Consider the following 15,440-nt stretch of genomic DNA (forward strand, 5'->3'; position numbering starts at 1 on the left):
AATCAAAACCCGCTGACGCGTTCAACCAACCAGTACATCGACACGCAGCCGATGGCATATCCTGTAACGGGTACGGCGACTACGCCAGCCCTTTGGGAAATTGCGGGCAGCGTAAGGCGCCACACCAAGATCAGGGCCGACAGTACGGCAATAAACAAAAGTTGACCGGCCTCGACCCCAATGTTGAAGGACAGCAGTGCGGCGAAGATATCCTCAGTTGGAACTCCAATATCGGCCAGCGCGCCGGCAAATCCCAGCCCGTGCAACAGCCCGAAGCAAAAGCAGACGATCCAGGGATATTGTTCGGACAGGCGCAGCTCACCATCTTTTCGGTTGAGGATTTCCAGAGCGAGGAACACGATTGACAAGGCGATCACGGCTTCGACCGGTGGGCCGGGCACGTTCAACACCCCCAGCGTGGCAAGCGCCAGCGTAATGGAATGCGCGACGGTAAAGGCTGTGACCGCCCCGACCAACCGCCATGGGTCGCGCACCAAGACAAACAGGGCGAAAACAAACAGAAGGTGATCCCAACCTTCCAGAATATGTTCGAACCCAAGGCGAAAGTAACTGCTCAGAACCGTCCAGGTCGTTGGCTTTTCTGGTATGACCAAAGCAGGCGTCTCGGGTGTGAACCGCAAAGTGGATGGTTCCGACGAGATGGGTTGGATGCGCAGCAGAACGTCGTTTCGTTGTTGCTCCAGCCCTTCAATGGTGATGGTGTGACCGGCGATAACGTCCTCGCATTCAAGAACCCAGGTCGCGATCCAAGCTGTTCCGTCGGACCGTGGCTCGGGTCCTCGGTTTTGGGCACAGTGAGCGGGTAGTATGGCATCGATACCCATGGGGCGGCCATTCACATCAGGCTTGCGCCATAGCACTTGCCAGGTGTTGCTGGCCAATTGCCGCAGGTCCAAATAACCGGGGTCAAGTGCATGTGCATGTCCCGCTTGTGCGGCGAACATCAGCCAGCCCGAGAATAACAGGCAAAAGAGCCGCTTCATTCGACCGCTTTGTCCATGTCGGGTGTTTCGACCTTGTAATTCGACGCCAGGCTTTCATATTGCGCCTGCGCTAGGTTCGACCCGGCTTCGCGGCGCCATTCCAGTAAAACGGTATCGCGGATATCTTCCAGCTTTGGCAATATGGGATCTTGTTTGTCTGTAACGCGAACGACGTGGATGCCATATGCGGATCGGACTGGGCCGAACCAGTTGCCTGGCTCCAACGATCTCAGGGCCGCCGAAAAGCCAGTGCCAAAGTTTGCGTCCACCGCGCGCACTACTGTCAGAGGCATCGACTTTGGAAGCAAAGTTGTCGATCCGATGCTGCTCCAGTCCTGCTGTGTGTTTGCGGCCTCGATCGTGCTTTCGATTGCATCCAGATCGGCGTTCTCGCTCAGGTAGATCTGATCAAAAGCGATCTGTGCCGATTTGGTGAACCGTTCCGGGTTTTCGTTCAGAAAGGTCTGCAACACTTCGGGCTCGGGTTCGATCGAAGCTGCGATTGCGTCAGTCAGAAAATCCATCTTCTGCGCCAGGCGAGCACGGATGACCTGATCACCTTGATCCAGCCCTAGCTTGCGTGCTTCGCGCACAAGAACTTCTTCGCGGATCGCCCCGTCAATCAGGGCCTGTAACTCTTCTTCCGTCGGTGGGCGGTTCCAGTTGTTTTGGAAACGTGTTTTCAGAAGGGCGACATCGTTACCATCGACTGTGATCGTGTCGGTTTCTTCAACTACGTCCTGTTGCGGGGAAACCCATGCAAACCAGCCGAAAATGGCAACCCCGATCAAAATGAAATGGAATAAAGGCTGTTTTAGAATTTGCATGCGGGTTCTCAATGTCGTGTCGCAATATTGCCGGGCGGGGTTGACCGCCCGGCAATGTCATTAGTGTATTGTTCGGTTATTCGCTAGGTGTGTACCAGATTGGCGACGAATACGCGCGCTCTTGATGGATCAGCTGCGCCTCTTCCGGCAATTCAATACCGAACCGGACCTTGTCGTACAGGACCCAACGGGGTGTGGGAATTTCAAGCGCCCGGACATAGTAGAAGGCCCGCGCATTTGGATCAAAGTCTGGATCGGCCCAAACCGACACAAGCTCGGCGGTGCCAATCGTGTTACTCCAGCTGGCGGTTTCGATATCGACGGTGTTGCCAACAGCCGGGACTTTGCCGTTTTCATCAGCAGCCCGGTCATCCGACCATGCAACGTCGTAGACTTTCTCATGCAACTCTCCTTCGCCATCGAGCCACCCTTTTACGACCTGTACCCGGTCCAGATTGGCCCCAACCGGATCGCGTAGCGCTGCGATCAGGAATGAAGGCGCTCCATCACCTTCGTTAGGGCGTAAGTCCGAGCCCATCGGAACGCCTTTGGTGTAGCCAACGTCCGCAAGGAACCGGGTCTCAAGATCTGCTTCGTCAAATTCCCATCCACCAAAGAACCGCAGACCGATCCGAGGACCAGTCGTGGCATAGGTTTCACGCCGTTTGAAAGCATCAAAGATCGCCGAACGCGTGTTCTCGGTGGCCCAGACGGCAGTGTAACCAGATGCGACAAGAAGGTCGCCGGGGATTTCGCCAAGATCATTGGCGATGAAGGGGTGCTGGATTCTTGTGGCCGACGGTTCAACGCTGACGGATTTTCCGAAAAAGTTGTCCTCTTCAGCTGTTGCCAGCGATGTGTGGCTGTCTGTTGCCCCACCCATTCCGAACTTATAAGGGTTCACCCCGAATTTTTCTTCCAGCATCAGGCCACGTTTCAAGGCTTCTCTGGCATATTCACCGGCCAGCATGTCCTCTGTTTTCAGCTCGGTAATGTCGAGGTTGCCGACGTCCCAGTTTTCATAGTCCGCAAATTCGTCTTCCGGGCTTAGGAAGGGGTGTGCTTCTCCGTCGCCTTTGATTTGGGTGACCTCATAATGCGGCTCCCACTTGGCGCGGTTCTGCACGTATTCTTCGTCTACCTTGCCGCCGTGATAAGTATCCTCAGTGGGGAACATCCAGCCATTTGACAGGTTGCCGTTATGTGCAAAAGCAACCGCGCGACCGCCGGTTTTACCCTGATATTCTTCAAGCCACGCATAAAGCGCCTTGGGGTCGGTGTCGCCGTAAGGAGGCTGAGTCACGGGTGGCACCATTTGCAGTGCCCGAATTGGTCCGTCACGTAGCATGACATTGCGGTGCAGGTTGAACCCCTTGGGAACGGACGTCCATTCAAACCCAATAAAGGCGGTGAAATTGCCGGGGTCGTTGTGCCGTTCCGCTGCCATAACGATGTTTTCCCATGTAAATGCGAATGCGTCCGCGCCTGGGCTGTATGACTCAAGTAGGATTTCCGGCAGGGTCATTTGAGAGAAATTTGTAATAATGTCGAAGGCCGCTTTCCCGGCTTCTTCACCGCCTGCTTTGTATCCCTCGTACCACTCCAAGCCTTTTGGGTCACCAATAACGCCAGGTTTACCGGCCTGCAGGTCCGGGGCGAAACCCATCAAATCAGTATGATCCGTCAGCACCATCCAATCCAGGGGCCGCGCCAGCCTGACGGCCTGACCGGTTGACGAAATAACTTGTTCCCCCTTTGCGAACCGCCATGCCTCATCAGGAAGCAAGGTGTTTCCGAATGCGCCCGCATCCAGCGACAAACCGGTGTGCAGGTGTGTGTCACCCCAGAGTGGCCGTTCAGGAAATGATCGGTTGGCGTAAGGCGAATATGGGCGGTCGGCAAAGGTGCCTTCGGCCGCCTCTTTGCTGGGGACCGCGTCTGCCCATACAAGTGATGGTAATGTCAGCAAAGAGATCAAACAGGTTGTAAGTCGAAGCATTGAATCCTCCCCAGGTCGTCGCGCAAATCGAATATCGTAAATTCAGTATATTCATTTCTTATAATGTATTGAGCGAGTTTTGGTACTGATTTTTCTACCTTGGGACCTGCGTCCAGTGAAGGCTGGTGCCTCGCTTGGCAGTACTCGCGCTCTGAGTACCTCACCACCATCGACCGTTTCGCACGGCCGCCACTTGCGTGCCCGCCCTCGATATACACAGCGCGAACTTCGGTGTCGAAAAGGCCGTACACGCCGGGATGGGTGAGTTTGCCCAGTTCGTTGAGAACGGTGACCTGCGCATCGATCAGGCATTTCCGGCGAAACCCGTTGACGTAGAATGCCTAGTGCGAGCCACCATTGCACGCAACGCTGGATGCCGATATCCAAAACGGCAAGGATTTTCGTACTGCAACATCATCGCAGCGGTGCAAATTGCGGATTGCCAAAAATGGTAGGGCTGTATTCGTCGCGCATGGCACCAGTTTGAGGTTGCTGACTGGTGCCCATCACGGGCAGATTGATTTCCAGGACAAAGGGACGGACCAGCCAATGACACAACAACCCAAGGGCATGGCTGTCTTTTTGACCGGCAGTCTGATGCGGCATGTGACCCGAATGTCGCTGACCTCCAGTATTGGCCTTATGGCGATCTTTGCCGTGGATTTCGTAGACATGGTGTTCATCTCGATGTTGGGCAATGACGCCTTGGCCGCAGCGGTCGGCTATGCGGGCACGCTTTTGTTTTTCACCAACTCAATCAATGTGGGACTGTCGATTGCCGCCGGCGCCCTTGTCGCCCGCGAGCTGGGGGCGGGGCGGCCCGAAAAAGCCCGGCAATTCGGAACCAGCGTCGCCCTTCTTGGTATTTTGATGGGATTGATTGTGTCTGCCATGGTCATGATTAATATCAAGTTTCTGCTGTCTTTTATGGGCGCGCAGGGTGAGGTTCTGCAATTGGCCGCACGGTATGTCAGCATCATTCTGCCGACCATGTGGGTGATGGCTGCGGCAATGACGGGTATGGCTGTGTTGCGTGCGCACGGTGATGCGCGCCGGTCCATGCAGGCTACGATTTACGGCGGGCTGGCCAACGCGATATTGGATCCGATCCTGATCTTCGCTGTTGGTCTTGGCCTGGACGGGGCGGCGATTGCCTCGGTTATTGCGCGTATCTGTATGCTGATAGCAGCGGTCCGGCCCGCCGTGCGCGTGCATCGTGGTTTTGCGCGACCGTCGCTGAATCAAGTGATGGAAGACCTCCAACCGGTGCGGGCGATTGCAATACCGGCAGTTCTGACCAATGTCGCCACGCCTGTCGGCAACGCCATCGTGATCCGTGAGGTTGCGCAGTTTGGCACCGATGCCGTGGCAGGCATGGCCGTAATAGGACGGCTGATGCCTGTTGCCTTTTCCGTCGTGTTTGCGCTGTCCGGGGCCATAGGCCCGATCGTGGGGCAGAACTTTGGGGCAGGGCAGTATGATCGGGTGAAGGGCGCATTCCTGGCGGGTGTGAAATTTACTGCCGTCTATGTGGTTCTGATGGCGGCGGTGCTGTTCGTCCTGCGTGCCCCCATCGCCGATTTGTTTCAGGCCCAAGGCGAGACGCGGGCGCTGATCTATCTGTTCTGCGGGCCGTTGGCCCTGGCGTCGTTCTTCAACGGTGTGATCTTTGTTGCGAATGCAAGCTTCAACAACCTTGGCTATCCCATTTATTCCACGTGGGTTAACTGGGGGAGACATACGCTGGGCACGTGGCCCTTTGCGGTCGCCGGGGCCTATTTGGCTGGCGCTCCAGGTGTGTTGTTGGGGCAGACGCTGGGCGGTGTGATATTTGCTGCAATCTGCTGGGTAATGGTGCGCGGCGTTGTCTCGGGCCTGACTGCGCCAACAGAGATTGACCCATTTGCCGGGCAAAGCCGGCTGCAATCCCTGTTTGGGCGCAGGGGGTGGTGAACTGTCCCGGGCGCTGGAACACCAATGATTTTTGGTCACCAGAAGCGACTTTTGTCTCCTTTTTTGCAGCCAAGGCATCCTCATTTGCCAATTCATGAATTCGTTGTAAGCTGAACTTATGATTGCAAAAAACGCCAAGTTGTTTCGGGGCGTTGATTTAAATAGCACCTTTAACGACCGAGGATGAGCAATGTCCGGAAGTCTTTTGAAGTACACGCGTGTTCTTGAGATTGTCGGAGACACGATCAAAGTCAGGGTGCCTCTGGACGGATCGACTGACGCAGCAGTGCGTTTCAATGATCTGGCCGTAATCGAAACCGTGGACGGCCACAAGACACTGGCGCAGGCCATTTTTATTGACCGGGATGTTGTCACCCTGCAGGTGTTTTCCGGCACCAAGGGCATCTCGACCGAGGCGACGGCGACGTTCCTGGGCCACCCGATGCAGACGCCATATTCCCAGAACATACTGGGCCGCGTTTTTGACGGCGCGGGTGTATCTATTGATGGTGGACCTGACCTGTCGTCTGAGCCGCGCGTGGATATTGGCGGGCCAACCGTGAACCCGGCGGAACGCGCCGTGCCCAACAAGATGATCCGGACGGACGTGCCGATGATCGACGTGTTCAACACACTGGTCGAAAGTCAGAAAATCCCGATTTTTTCCGTCTCGGGTGAGCCGTTCAACGCGTTCCTCAGCAGAATTGGTGTTCAGGCGGACGCGGATATCGTGGTGTTCGGCGGGCTAGGGTTGATCTTTGACGACTACTTTACCTTTAGGACGTCCTTCGAGGATGCGGGCGTGTTTTCCCGAACGGTGATGTTCGTCAATCAGGCGATGGATCCGCTGGTCGAACGGCTGCTGGTACCCGATATGGCACTGGCCGTGGCCGAAAAATTCGCGGTAGAAGAAGGCAAGCGCGTTCTGGTCCTGCTGACCGATATGACCGCCTACGCCGATGCGATGAAAGAGGTCGGGATCAGCCAGGAACGCGTACCCTCGCAGCGTGGATACATGGGGGACCTCTATTCCCAACTGGCCCGCCGGTACGAAAAAGCCTGTGACTATGCCAAGGGCGGATCGGTCACTGTGCTGACCGTGACAACGATGCCGGGCAATGACGTGACCCATCCAGTGCCGGATAACACGGGCTATATCACCGAAGGGCAGATCTATCTGCATTCGGGCGTGATTGACCCCTTCGGCAGTCTCTCGCGCCTCAAGCAGAACGTGATTGGCAAGACAACGCGCGAGGATCACGGGCAGATCATGAACACCATGATCCGGTTCTATTCCGAAAGCCGAGACGCCGCGCAGAAACAGGCGATGGCCTTTGACCTGTCGGATTATGACCATCAGCTGCTGAAGTTTGGCGACCTGTTCAAGACCCGTTTCATGGACATCAACGTTTCAATCCCGCTGGAAGATGCGCTGGATTTGGGGTGGAAAACTCTGGCCGAGTGTTTCGCACCTGGGCAGCTACTGATGAAGCAGGCCCTGATCGACAAGTATTTTCCAAAGGATGCCGATGGCGCGGTTGCAGCTGAATAAATCGTCGCTCGCGCGCGAGCAGACGCAGCTGAAAAGCTATGAGCGGTTCCTGCCATCGCTGGACCTTAAGCGTCAGCAATTGATGGCAGAGCGCGCGAAGGCGCGCGAAGATGTGCAGCGCCTTCAGGATGAGGTGCAGGAACTGGCGCAAAAGGTTGGAGAAAAACTGCCGATGCTGGGACAGCAAGGCGTTGATCTGGACGGGTTGGTCGAGCTGAAAGACTACAAAGTCAAAGAGGTCAACGTCGTGGGGGTCAAGATGCCTGCGCTGGACCGGATTGAGGTTGCGGTGCGTCCGTATTCCTATCTGGCCAAACCTCATTGGGTCGATGCGGCGGCCCGGTTGCTGCACGATATGATCGAGGCGCGTCTACGGGTCAAAGTGGCCGAAGAGCGGGTGAAGAAATTCGATAGGGCTGTGGCCACCATCACCCAGCGTGTCAATCTGTTCGAAAAGGTTCTGATCCCGCGCGCCAATGCCAACATCAAGAAAATCCGCATCTATCTGAGTGATGAGCAGATGCAGGCCGTCGTGCGCTCGAAAATCTCGAAACGCAAACATGCGCAGGAGGCTGTGTCGTGAGTGTTGCGAGGCTCAAAAAACTGTCGCTGGTCGGGCAAGCAGGCCAGAAGGCTGCGACCCTTGAGGCGCTGCAGAATCTGGGCTGCATGCACGTCCTGCCGCTGGCTTTGCCACCCGCTGAGCCGGAAAAGATCAGTGAGCGCGGCGCGCGGGATGCCTATAAGGCGCTGCGGTTCCTGAATGACGTGTCCGAGCCGCGCCGACAGATTCAGCGCGATCCCGGTTTTGACATGGACCAATTCGTCGGGGATGTGCTGGACTTGATGCAGCGCACTCGTGACATGACGGATCACAGGGATTTTCTTGCCAACCGAATTGCACAGGTGCGCCCTTGGGGGGACTTGGATTTTCCACCCGACGATGTTTTAGCGGGGAACCGGTTGTGGTTTTATCAACTGCCACTGAAGTATCGCGATGCGTTGGAGGCCTTGGATATACCCTGGGCCATACTCGAGCAGGACCATAGGTTCATCTACGCCGTACTGATTGTGCCAGATGAGCCGGATGACGATATCCTTCCGGTTCCGCGCACGCACACCGGATCATTGCCCATTCACGAGCTTGAGGCACAACTGGAAGAAGCCGAGATCGCGATCGAAGCGCTTGAGGCTGAACGCGTTGCGCAAACCCGATACCTAACACTGATGCGCCGGAACCTTTCGGTTGCCGAAAGCGCGGCCGAGCTGGCCCATGCCACGCAAAAGGTTCGCGACGAAGAGGCGATGTTTGCCCTTCAGGGCTGGGTGCCCGAGGATCGTATAGATGCGGTTCTGGACATGGCAATCGCCAAGGACGCTGCCGTACTGATCGAAGAACCCGGCCCCGAAGACAGCCCGCCTACTTTGTTGGAACAACCAGAAAAGCGCAGTGCTGCCGTGGACTTGGCGCTGTTTTATCAAGTGCCGGGTTACAAGGACTGGGACCCCAGTGTCATCGTCGCCGTTTCATTTGCGGTCTTCTTCGCAATGATCGTAGCCGACGCGGGATACGGCGCGATTATCCTGTTGGGCCTTTTACTATTCTGGAAGCGGCTTGATGCAACACCAGGTGAACGATCCTGGCGACGCTTTGGGGTGATCATTTCCAGCGCAACAATCCTATATGGCGTCCTCGTCGGCAGTTATTTCGGCGTGTCGCCAGCCGAGGGGTCGTTCTGGTCCAAGCTCAAATTGCTCGACCTGAACAATTTCGGTGCGATGATGATGGTCTCGATTGTCGTTGGCGTTTTGCATTTGGTATTGGCCAATGCGCTTGCCGCACGGGCGGCATGGGGGCACCGAAAGGCCATCGCCAATCTGGGCTGGATCGCTGCGCTGATTGGCGGGTTCGTTCTGTGGCTCAGCTACATGAAAGGTAATTCTCCGGTGCCGGGCGCTGCATTTATGGGGATCGGTGTGCTGGCCATCGTCTGGTTCTCAAGCGAGCGGGTCATTAATAAGTCCACCGACTGGGTTTGGCGTCTGATCGAAGGGCTGCAAAGCCTTGCCGGGGCCATGGGCGCATTCGGCGATGTGCTAAGCTACATGCGCCTGTTCGCGTTGGGTCTGGCCTCGGCCTCACTGGCGATCACGTTCAACGATTTGGCGGTTTCAGTCATGCATTCGCTCAAGGGGGTGGGCGTTCTGTTCGCCCTGCTGATCCTGATCATCGGCCATATTCTCAACTTCGCGCTCGCCATGATGAGCGGCGTCGTCCACGGCTTACGTCTTAATTACATCGAATTCTTTAAATGGGGTCTGCCGGATGAAGGCATTGTCTTTCGCCCGTTCGCCCGCAAGGAGGTTCAGGAATGAATGAGCTTGTATTGACATTGGGTTGGCTTGGCATCTACGCGCCAATGGCGCTGGGCGCAGCCGCCAGCGCCGTCGGATGCTCGATCGCGGGCATGGCCAGTATTGGGGCCATGACGGAAACCGACGGCGGCTATGGCCGCTTTGTCGGCGTTTCGGCCTTTCCTTCGACGATGGTGATTTATGGCATCGTCATCATGTTTACCCTGAACCGCGAGGTGACACCCGAAAACGCGGGCGGCTTGTTCGGGATCGGTATCCTGTCCGGTATCGCATTGATGTATTGCGGGATCTGGCAGGGTCGGGCCTGTGCTGCGGCGATCAACGCCACCAAGGAAAAGCCTGAGATCTTTGGCCTGGCGCTTGCCCCGGCAGCGATCATCGAAGGGTTTGGCGTGTTCGCCTTTGTCTTTGCCCTTGTCATCAGTGCGGGGATCAGTTGATGGCACAGGATGGCATGATTTCTCATGGCGTGGATGCCTTGATCGATAAGCTGCGCAATGATGGCGTGGCTGCTGGTCAGGCCGACGCCGAAAAACTGCGCACTGCAGCCAAGGCCGAAGCCGCCAAAATTCTGGCGGATGCCAAACGCGAGGCGGACGACTATCAAAAAAAGGCACGCACCGATTCCGACAAATATCGCGCTGCTGGAGAAGAGGCGCTTAACACCGCCATGCGTGATGCGGTTTTGACCATGAAGGGTGGATTGACCGACCGCTTTCGCGAAGATGTCGAACGTCTGGTGACCAAGGAAATGGCTGAGCCGGGCCTGCTGAAACAGATGATTTTGGAGGTCGTCGGCCGCGAATCCGAAGGCGTCAATCTGGATGGCAAGGTGCAGGTCATTCTGCCCGCCAAAGTCGCAACGCAAGAAGACATCAAGCAGAACGCCGATGACATTCAATCCGGTAAGCTGACTAAATACGTCCTCGGCCTGACAGCCGACATGTTGCGTGAACAGGTAGAGTTGCATGCATCGGATGACGCGCAGGGCGGTATCCGCGTGCGGGCCGAAGATCAGGGCGTTGTACTTGATCTAACAGACAAGGCGGTCGCCTCGTTGCTGATGGAGCATCTGCAGCCCCGGTTTCGCGCCGTGCTGGAAGGTGTGATCCGCTGAGATGTCTGATCAAGACGCCTATATCGCCCTGATCAGCAGCCTGCCAGGCTCTGAGCGGTTGTTCGTGGCCAAACAACCTCCGCTGTCGCGGCTGCGTCTGGATCGTCGCCTTAAGGCGCTGACGCCCGAGGACGCTAAGGTTCTGAAGGTTATGGAACATGCTCTGAATTGGAGCGCATATGACATGGATGTCACTGACGCGCAGGCTGTATTGAGGTGCAAACAAGCGTTGGCCGAAATCCCGCAATCGTCTTTGCGCCGCCTTTTCCTTGAACGGATGGACCTGCGTACTGTTGTTGCAGCACTGCGCCTGCGCGGGCAGGGTGGCAATCCGCCGTCCGGTGCGTATGGGTGTGGACGTTGGAACCGTCACATCCCCGCCAATTGGGGTGACCCGGATTTCCGTCTGTCCACGGCGATGCCGTGGATCAAGGAAGCACGCCAGCTGCTTGAGGCCGAGGACCCCTTGGGTCTGGAACGACTGCTGCTGTCAGTCAGTCATAAGCAACTGAAACGACACGCCGCCCGTCACCTGTTCGATTTTGAGGCCGTGGCCATCTATGTCTTGATCTGGAACATTTTCGATCGCTGGGCGCAAAGCAACCCGCAGAATGCGGCCGCAAGATTTGAGAAGCTAGCCCAGCAAGCCATGAGCAATGTCGCAGATTTCGATTTTGAGAGAGTAAGCGCATGACTGCCCAAACATCTTCGGTTCAAACCGCAACCGCCCGCGTTGTCTCTGTCCAGGAAGGGCTTGTGAAAATTCAGGCCAACCAAGACGCCGCCGGCGTTCCGGGACAACTGGTCAAGAACGAGGTCGTGTTCATCCTTCCTACCCGTCCGGGCCCGGGCGGGCGTCAGGAACACCTAAAGGCTGAGGTGCTGCGCGTGCGCGGCGATACTGCCGACGTTCAGGTCTACGAAAGCACGGACGGCGTAGCGGTTGGTGATCCGGTTGAACAGTCAGGACAGCTGCTTTCGGTCGAACTTGGGCCGGGGCTTTTGGGGCAGGTCTTTGACGGCCTGCAATCGCCTTTGACCAAGGTTGCGGCCGAGTTCGGGACTTTCCTGCCGCGCGGGGCGGATGTGGCGCCGCTGGATGATCAGGCAAAATGGTCTTTCACTCCCACAGTCAAAGTTGGCGATATGGTCAAGGGCGGCGACAGCATCGGTACTGTTCCCGAAGGCCGGTTTACCCACAAAATCATGCTGCCTTTCAACTGGGTCGGCGACTACAATGTTGTGTGGGTACAGAAAGGTGCAGCCTCGATCCACGAGATTGTCGCGCGTCTTGAAGACGAGCAGGGTGGGGAGCACACGCTGACCCTGTGCCAAAAGTGGCCGGTACGACGACCGTTACCTGAAACCATCCTGAAACGCGCCCTGTCGGAACGGTTGTACCCAACGGAACCCGTGCTGACCTCGCAACGCCTGATCGACACGTTCTTCCCCATAGCGCGCGGTGGCACGGCCTGTATTCCCGGCCCGTTCGGTGCGGGCAAAACCGTGCTGCAAAACCTGATCGCGCGGAACTCCAAAGTGGATATCGTGATCGTGGTGGCCTGCGGTGAGCGTGCGGGCGAGGTGGTGGAAACGATCCACGAATTCCCCAAGATGACCGACCCGATGTCGGGCGGCAGTCTGATGGACCGGACAATCATCATCTGTAACACCTCTTCCATGCCTGTAGCGGCACGTGAGGCTTCGATCTTCACCGGCATCACCCTGGGCGAGTATTACCGCCAGATGGGCTATGACGTGCTGTTGATCGCTGACAGCACCAGCCGTTGGGCTCAAGCCATGCGCGAGACCTCCGGCAAGCTGGAGGAAATCCCCGGGGAAGAGGGCTTCCCTGCCTATCTGGAAAGCTCGATCAAGGGCCTGTACGAGCGCGCAGGAGCGATGAAGACCAATGATGGCGATCTGGGTAGTCTGACGCTGATTGGAACGGTTTCACCAGCGGGTGGCAATTTTGACGAGCCTGTGACGCAGTCCACGTTGTCTACCGTGAAGTGCTTTCTGGGGCTGTCCTCGGAACGGGCTTATAAACGGTTCTATCCTGCGGTTGACCCAATGCTTAGCTGGTCGCGATACACCGATCAGCTCTCGGATTGGTACGACAAGAACGCTGAGCCCGGTTGGACAGGCAAGGTGCGCGATCTGCTGGCCCTGATTGAAAAAGGCGAACAGGTCGACCAGATGATGCAGGTGACCGGCGAAGAAGGTGTCACCATCGAGGACTTCGTCACGCAGCAAAAAGCGCTGTTCGTGGACATGGTGTACCTACAGCAGGATGCCTTTGACAAAGTCGACGCAACCGTCCCGCTGGAGCGTCAGAAGATGACGTTCAAGCTGATCTATGATGTTACGCAATCAACTGCGGAATTCGAAGATAAGGGTGAAGTGCGTCAGGTGTTCACCCAGCTCACAGGTCTTATGAAGAACTTCCACTACGCCGCGGAAAACACGCCGGAATTCAAGTCGCTGTGGGGACAGATACAGGACCTGAGCCGTGAAAAATTTGGAGTGTAGGTCAGGGAAATGGTAGCCCGTAGGGGAATCGAACCCCTCTTTCCAGGTTGAAAACCTGGCGTCCTAACCGATAGACGAACGGGCCATCTGGTAGTGGCATTAGCACAAGTGGTAGCCCGTAGGGGAATCGAACCCCTCTTTCCAGGTTGAAAACCTGGCGTCCTAACCGATAGACGAACGGGCCACGCTGGCTTGTGGAGGGCCTTTTACGGTTTACCTCTGACCCCCGCAAGCCGAAAAATGCAGGGATGCGAAACTTTTTTGGCAAGGCTGGAAATGGGCTCAGTTTGCCTCTGCCGCGTCCTCCAGTCTCAGCTGAACGCTTTGCCGTCCACCCCATGTGTTCACCTCAAGCCGCCCGGCGAAATGAAAGCGCGCGCCGCCATGGTTGGACAGCTTTTCCCCCATCGGCCCGTCAAAAGCTCCAAAGGCAATGGCATCAAGGCCACCACCAACCCCGTCGGACAGCGACAGTTTCAGATGGGAGTCGCCGACGCGCTTGGCAAAGCGCACCTGCAGGTCCGGCAACGCATAGCGTGGGGCAGGGGCGCTGGCCCCGAAAGGACCGGCTTTTTCTATCTGTTCGATCAGACCGACCGAAGCTGCGCCCGGCATAAGTGCTCCGTCTAGCTTCATGTCTGCAGGACCGCCTTTGCCCGCGCCTTGCTTGGCCAACAACTCGCTGAGGCGTTCCATGGCCGGTTCCAACTGATCCCGCATAACGGTCAGCCCTGCGGCCATCTTGTGCCCGCCGCCTTTGACCAAAAGTCCCTCAGCCGCCAATCGTTGGATTGATGCCCCCAGATCAACGCCAGAAACCGACCGCCCTGAACCCTTGCCTTCATCACCGTCAAAGCCGATGACAATGGCGGGTCTGTTGGCGTTTTCCTTGAGGCGGGATGCCACGATGCCGACAACGCCGGGATGCCACCCTTCGCCCGCCGCCCAAACCAGAGGAGCTTCCAATCCGCGTTCCTCGGCCTGTTCCAGTGCTGCCGCACGTACTGCGTTTTCGATATCACGACGCTCGGTGTTCAACTCATCCAACCTTTGAGACAGCGCTTCAGCTTCGGTCATCGAATCCGTGCTCAGCAGTCGCGCGCCCAGATCGGCCTGACCGATCCGCCCGCCCGCATTGACGCGCGGGCCCAGCAGAAAACCCAGGTGATAGCTGGTAGGGGCTGAATCCATGCGCGCCACATCCGACAGCGCCACTAACCCGGGCCGTTGCCGCTGTGCCATGACCTTAAGGCCTTGCCGCACCAGCGCCCGGTTCGCGTCGATCAGCGGGGCCACGTCTGCAACGGTTGCCAATGCCACAAGATCCAGCAGCCCGATCAGGTTGGGACCCTTAACCTCAGCCTCTCGCAGTTGCCGCCCGGCCTCAATCAGCATCAGAAACACCACGCCAGCGGCGCAGAAATACCCCAAATCTCCGCTTTCATCCTGCCGGTTCGGGTTCACTACAGCCACGCAATCCGGCAGCGTTTCACCGCCAAGGTGGTGGTCCAGCACAATAACATCCGCGCCTTTTGCCGCCGCGATAGGTTCGTGGCTGAGCGTTCCGCAGTCCACGCAGATAATCAAGTCATGCGCGGCCGCCAGTTCCTGCATTGCAGGCACGTTCGGCCCATAACCTTCATCAATTCGGTCTGGCACATACAGCGTGGCTTGCAGCCCCATCTGACGCATCCAGACAAGCAACAAAGCCGCCGAACTGCCCCCATCGACGTCGTAATCGGCAAAAACCGCGATCCGCTGCTTGTTTCGGACAGCTTCCAAAAACCGCGTTGCGGCGGTCTCCATATCCTTCATGGACCGGGGATCGGGTAGCAATTCCTTCAGCTTTGGTTCAAGAAAGCTTTCGGCTTCCACGGGGGGCACGCCGCGCCGCGCCAGAACCTGACAAACCGCACGTGGCAGCCCGGACTGTTGCACCAGCATTTCCGTGGCCCGTTCGACCTCGGCCTCCGGTCCGATCCAACGCCGCCCGGTCAGTGACTGCTCAACCCCTAAAAAGCTCATGCCTGCCCTCATATGCCAAGGCCGGACCCTCTCGGACCCGGCCTCATTCTATCTA

The 15,440-nt window shown here is 57.2% G+C and carries 12 protein-coding genes and 2 tRNA genes; 8 read left to right on the plus strand and 6 right to left on the minus strand.

Translation table 11 applies throughout. The features are described 5' to 3' along the window. Positions 1 to 2: 2 nt before the first annotated feature. From DK510_RS09985 to DK510_RS09995, 3 genes are all read right to left on the minus strand, one after another. On the minus strand, positions 3 to 1,004 hold the full coding sequence (locus tag DK510_RS09985) for a HupE/UreJ family protein (RefSeq protein WP_109311952.1): 1,002 nt from the start codon (positions 1,002 to 1,004) through the stop codon (positions 3 to 5). Then, complete coding sequence (locus DK510_RS09990) at positions 1,001 to 1,831, minus strand: peptidyl-prolyl cis-trans isomerase (RefSeq protein ID WP_109311953.1); 831 nt, start codon at positions 1,829 to 1,831, stop codon at positions 1,001 to 1,003. Before DK510_RS09990 ends, DK510_RS09985 begins: the two co-directional genes overlap by 4 nt. Positions 1,832 to 1,907: 76 nt before the next feature. Then, complete coding sequence (locus tag DK510_RS09995) at positions 1,908 to 3,830, minus strand: DUF3604 domain-containing protein (protein WP_109311954.1); 1,923 nt, start codon at positions 3,828 to 3,830, stop codon at positions 1,908 to 1,910. A gap of 549 nt (positions 3,831 to 4,379) precedes the next feature. On the opposite strand from DK510_RS09995, the gene DK510_RS10000 reads away from it, so the two are divergent. The 8 genes from DK510_RS10000 to DK510_RS10035 all read left to right on the plus strand — a co-directional run bounded on the left by DK510_RS10000 (position 4,380) and on the right by DK510_RS10035 (position 13,360). Continuing rightward, a complete protein-coding gene (locus DK510_RS10000) occupies positions 4,380 to 5,783 on the plus strand; it encodes an MATE family efflux transporter (RefSeq protein ID WP_234999019.1) in 1,404 nt (467 codons plus the stop codon). Positions 5,784 to 5,973: 190 nt separating this feature from the next. Then, the gene (locus DK510_RS10005; RefSeq protein ID WP_109311955.1) at positions 5,974 to 7,335 is read left to right on the plus strand and encodes a V-type ATP synthase subunit B; all 1,362 of its coding nucleotides are present in this window, start codon (positions 5,974 to 5,976) and stop codon (positions 7,333 to 7,335) included. Next, on the plus strand, positions 7,313 to 7,918 hold the full coding sequence (locus DK510_RS10010; protein ID WP_109312176.1) for a V-type ATP synthase subunit D: 606 nt from the start codon (positions 7,313 to 7,315) through the stop codon (positions 7,916 to 7,918). Before DK510_RS10005 ends, DK510_RS10010 begins: the two co-directional genes overlap by 23 nt. Next, positions 7,915 to 9,711 (plus strand): V-type ATP synthase subunit I, encoded by a 1,797-nt coding sequence (locus DK510_RS10015; protein ID WP_109311956.1) that lies wholly within the window; start codon positions 7,915 to 7,917, stop codon positions 9,709 to 9,711. The genes DK510_RS10010 and DK510_RS10015 overlap by 4 nt, the downstream gene beginning before the upstream one ends. After that, positions 9,708 to 10,151, plus strand: coding sequence for an ATP synthase subunit C (locus DK510_RS10020; RefSeq protein ID WP_108858997.1), 444 nt, complete (start codon positions 9,708 to 9,710; stop codon positions 10,149 to 10,151). Before DK510_RS10015 ends, DK510_RS10020 begins: the two co-directional genes overlap by 4 nt. Further along, positions 10,151 to 10,828 carry a hypothetical protein gene (locus DK510_RS10025; RefSeq protein ID WP_109311957.1) on the plus strand — a complete coding sequence of 226 codons (678 nt, stop codon included), beginning with the start codon at positions 10,151 to 10,153 and terminating at the stop codon, positions 10,826 to 10,828. The genes DK510_RS10020 and DK510_RS10025 overlap by 1 nt, the downstream gene beginning before the upstream one ends. Position 10,829: 1 nt before the next feature. Next, the gene (locus DK510_RS10030) at positions 10,830 to 11,522 is read left to right on the plus strand and encodes a hypothetical protein (protein ID WP_109311958.1); all 693 of its coding nucleotides are present in this window, start codon (positions 10,830 to 10,832) and stop codon (positions 11,520 to 11,522) included. Continuing rightward, on the plus strand, positions 11,519 to 13,360 hold the full coding sequence (locus DK510_RS10035) for a V-type ATP synthase subunit A (protein ID WP_109311959.1): 1,842 nt from the start codon (positions 11,519 to 11,521) through the stop codon (positions 13,358 to 13,360). Before DK510_RS10030 ends, DK510_RS10035 begins: the two co-directional genes overlap by 4 nt. A gap of 10 nt (positions 13,361 to 13,370) precedes the next feature. On the opposite strand, the gene DK510_RS10040 is transcribed toward DK510_RS10035, so the two are convergent. From DK510_RS10040 to recJ, 3 genes are all read right to left on the minus strand, one after another. After that, positions 13,371 to 13,445 (minus strand) — tRNA-Glu (locus DK510_RS10040). A 24-nt stretch (positions 13,446 to 13,469) separates the two neighbouring features. Then, positions 13,470 to 13,544: transfer RNA gene (locus tag DK510_RS10045), tRNA-Glu, on the minus strand. Between the two features lie 98 nt (positions 13,545 to 13,642). Further along, positions 13,643 to 15,385, minus strand: a complete 1,743-nt coding sequence (gene recJ, locus DK510_RS10050) for a single-stranded-DNA-specific exonuclease RecJ (RefSeq protein ID WP_109311960.1) — start codon at positions 15,383 to 15,385, stop codon at positions 13,643 to 13,645. Positions 15,386 to 15,440 lie beyond the last annotated feature (55 nt).

Origin of the sequence: Ruegeria sp. AU67 (assembly GCF_900312795.1) — a bacterium.
Classification (GTDB): Bacteria; Pseudomonadota; Alphaproteobacteria; order Rhodobacterales; family Rhodobacteraceae; genus Ruegeria; species Ruegeria atlantica.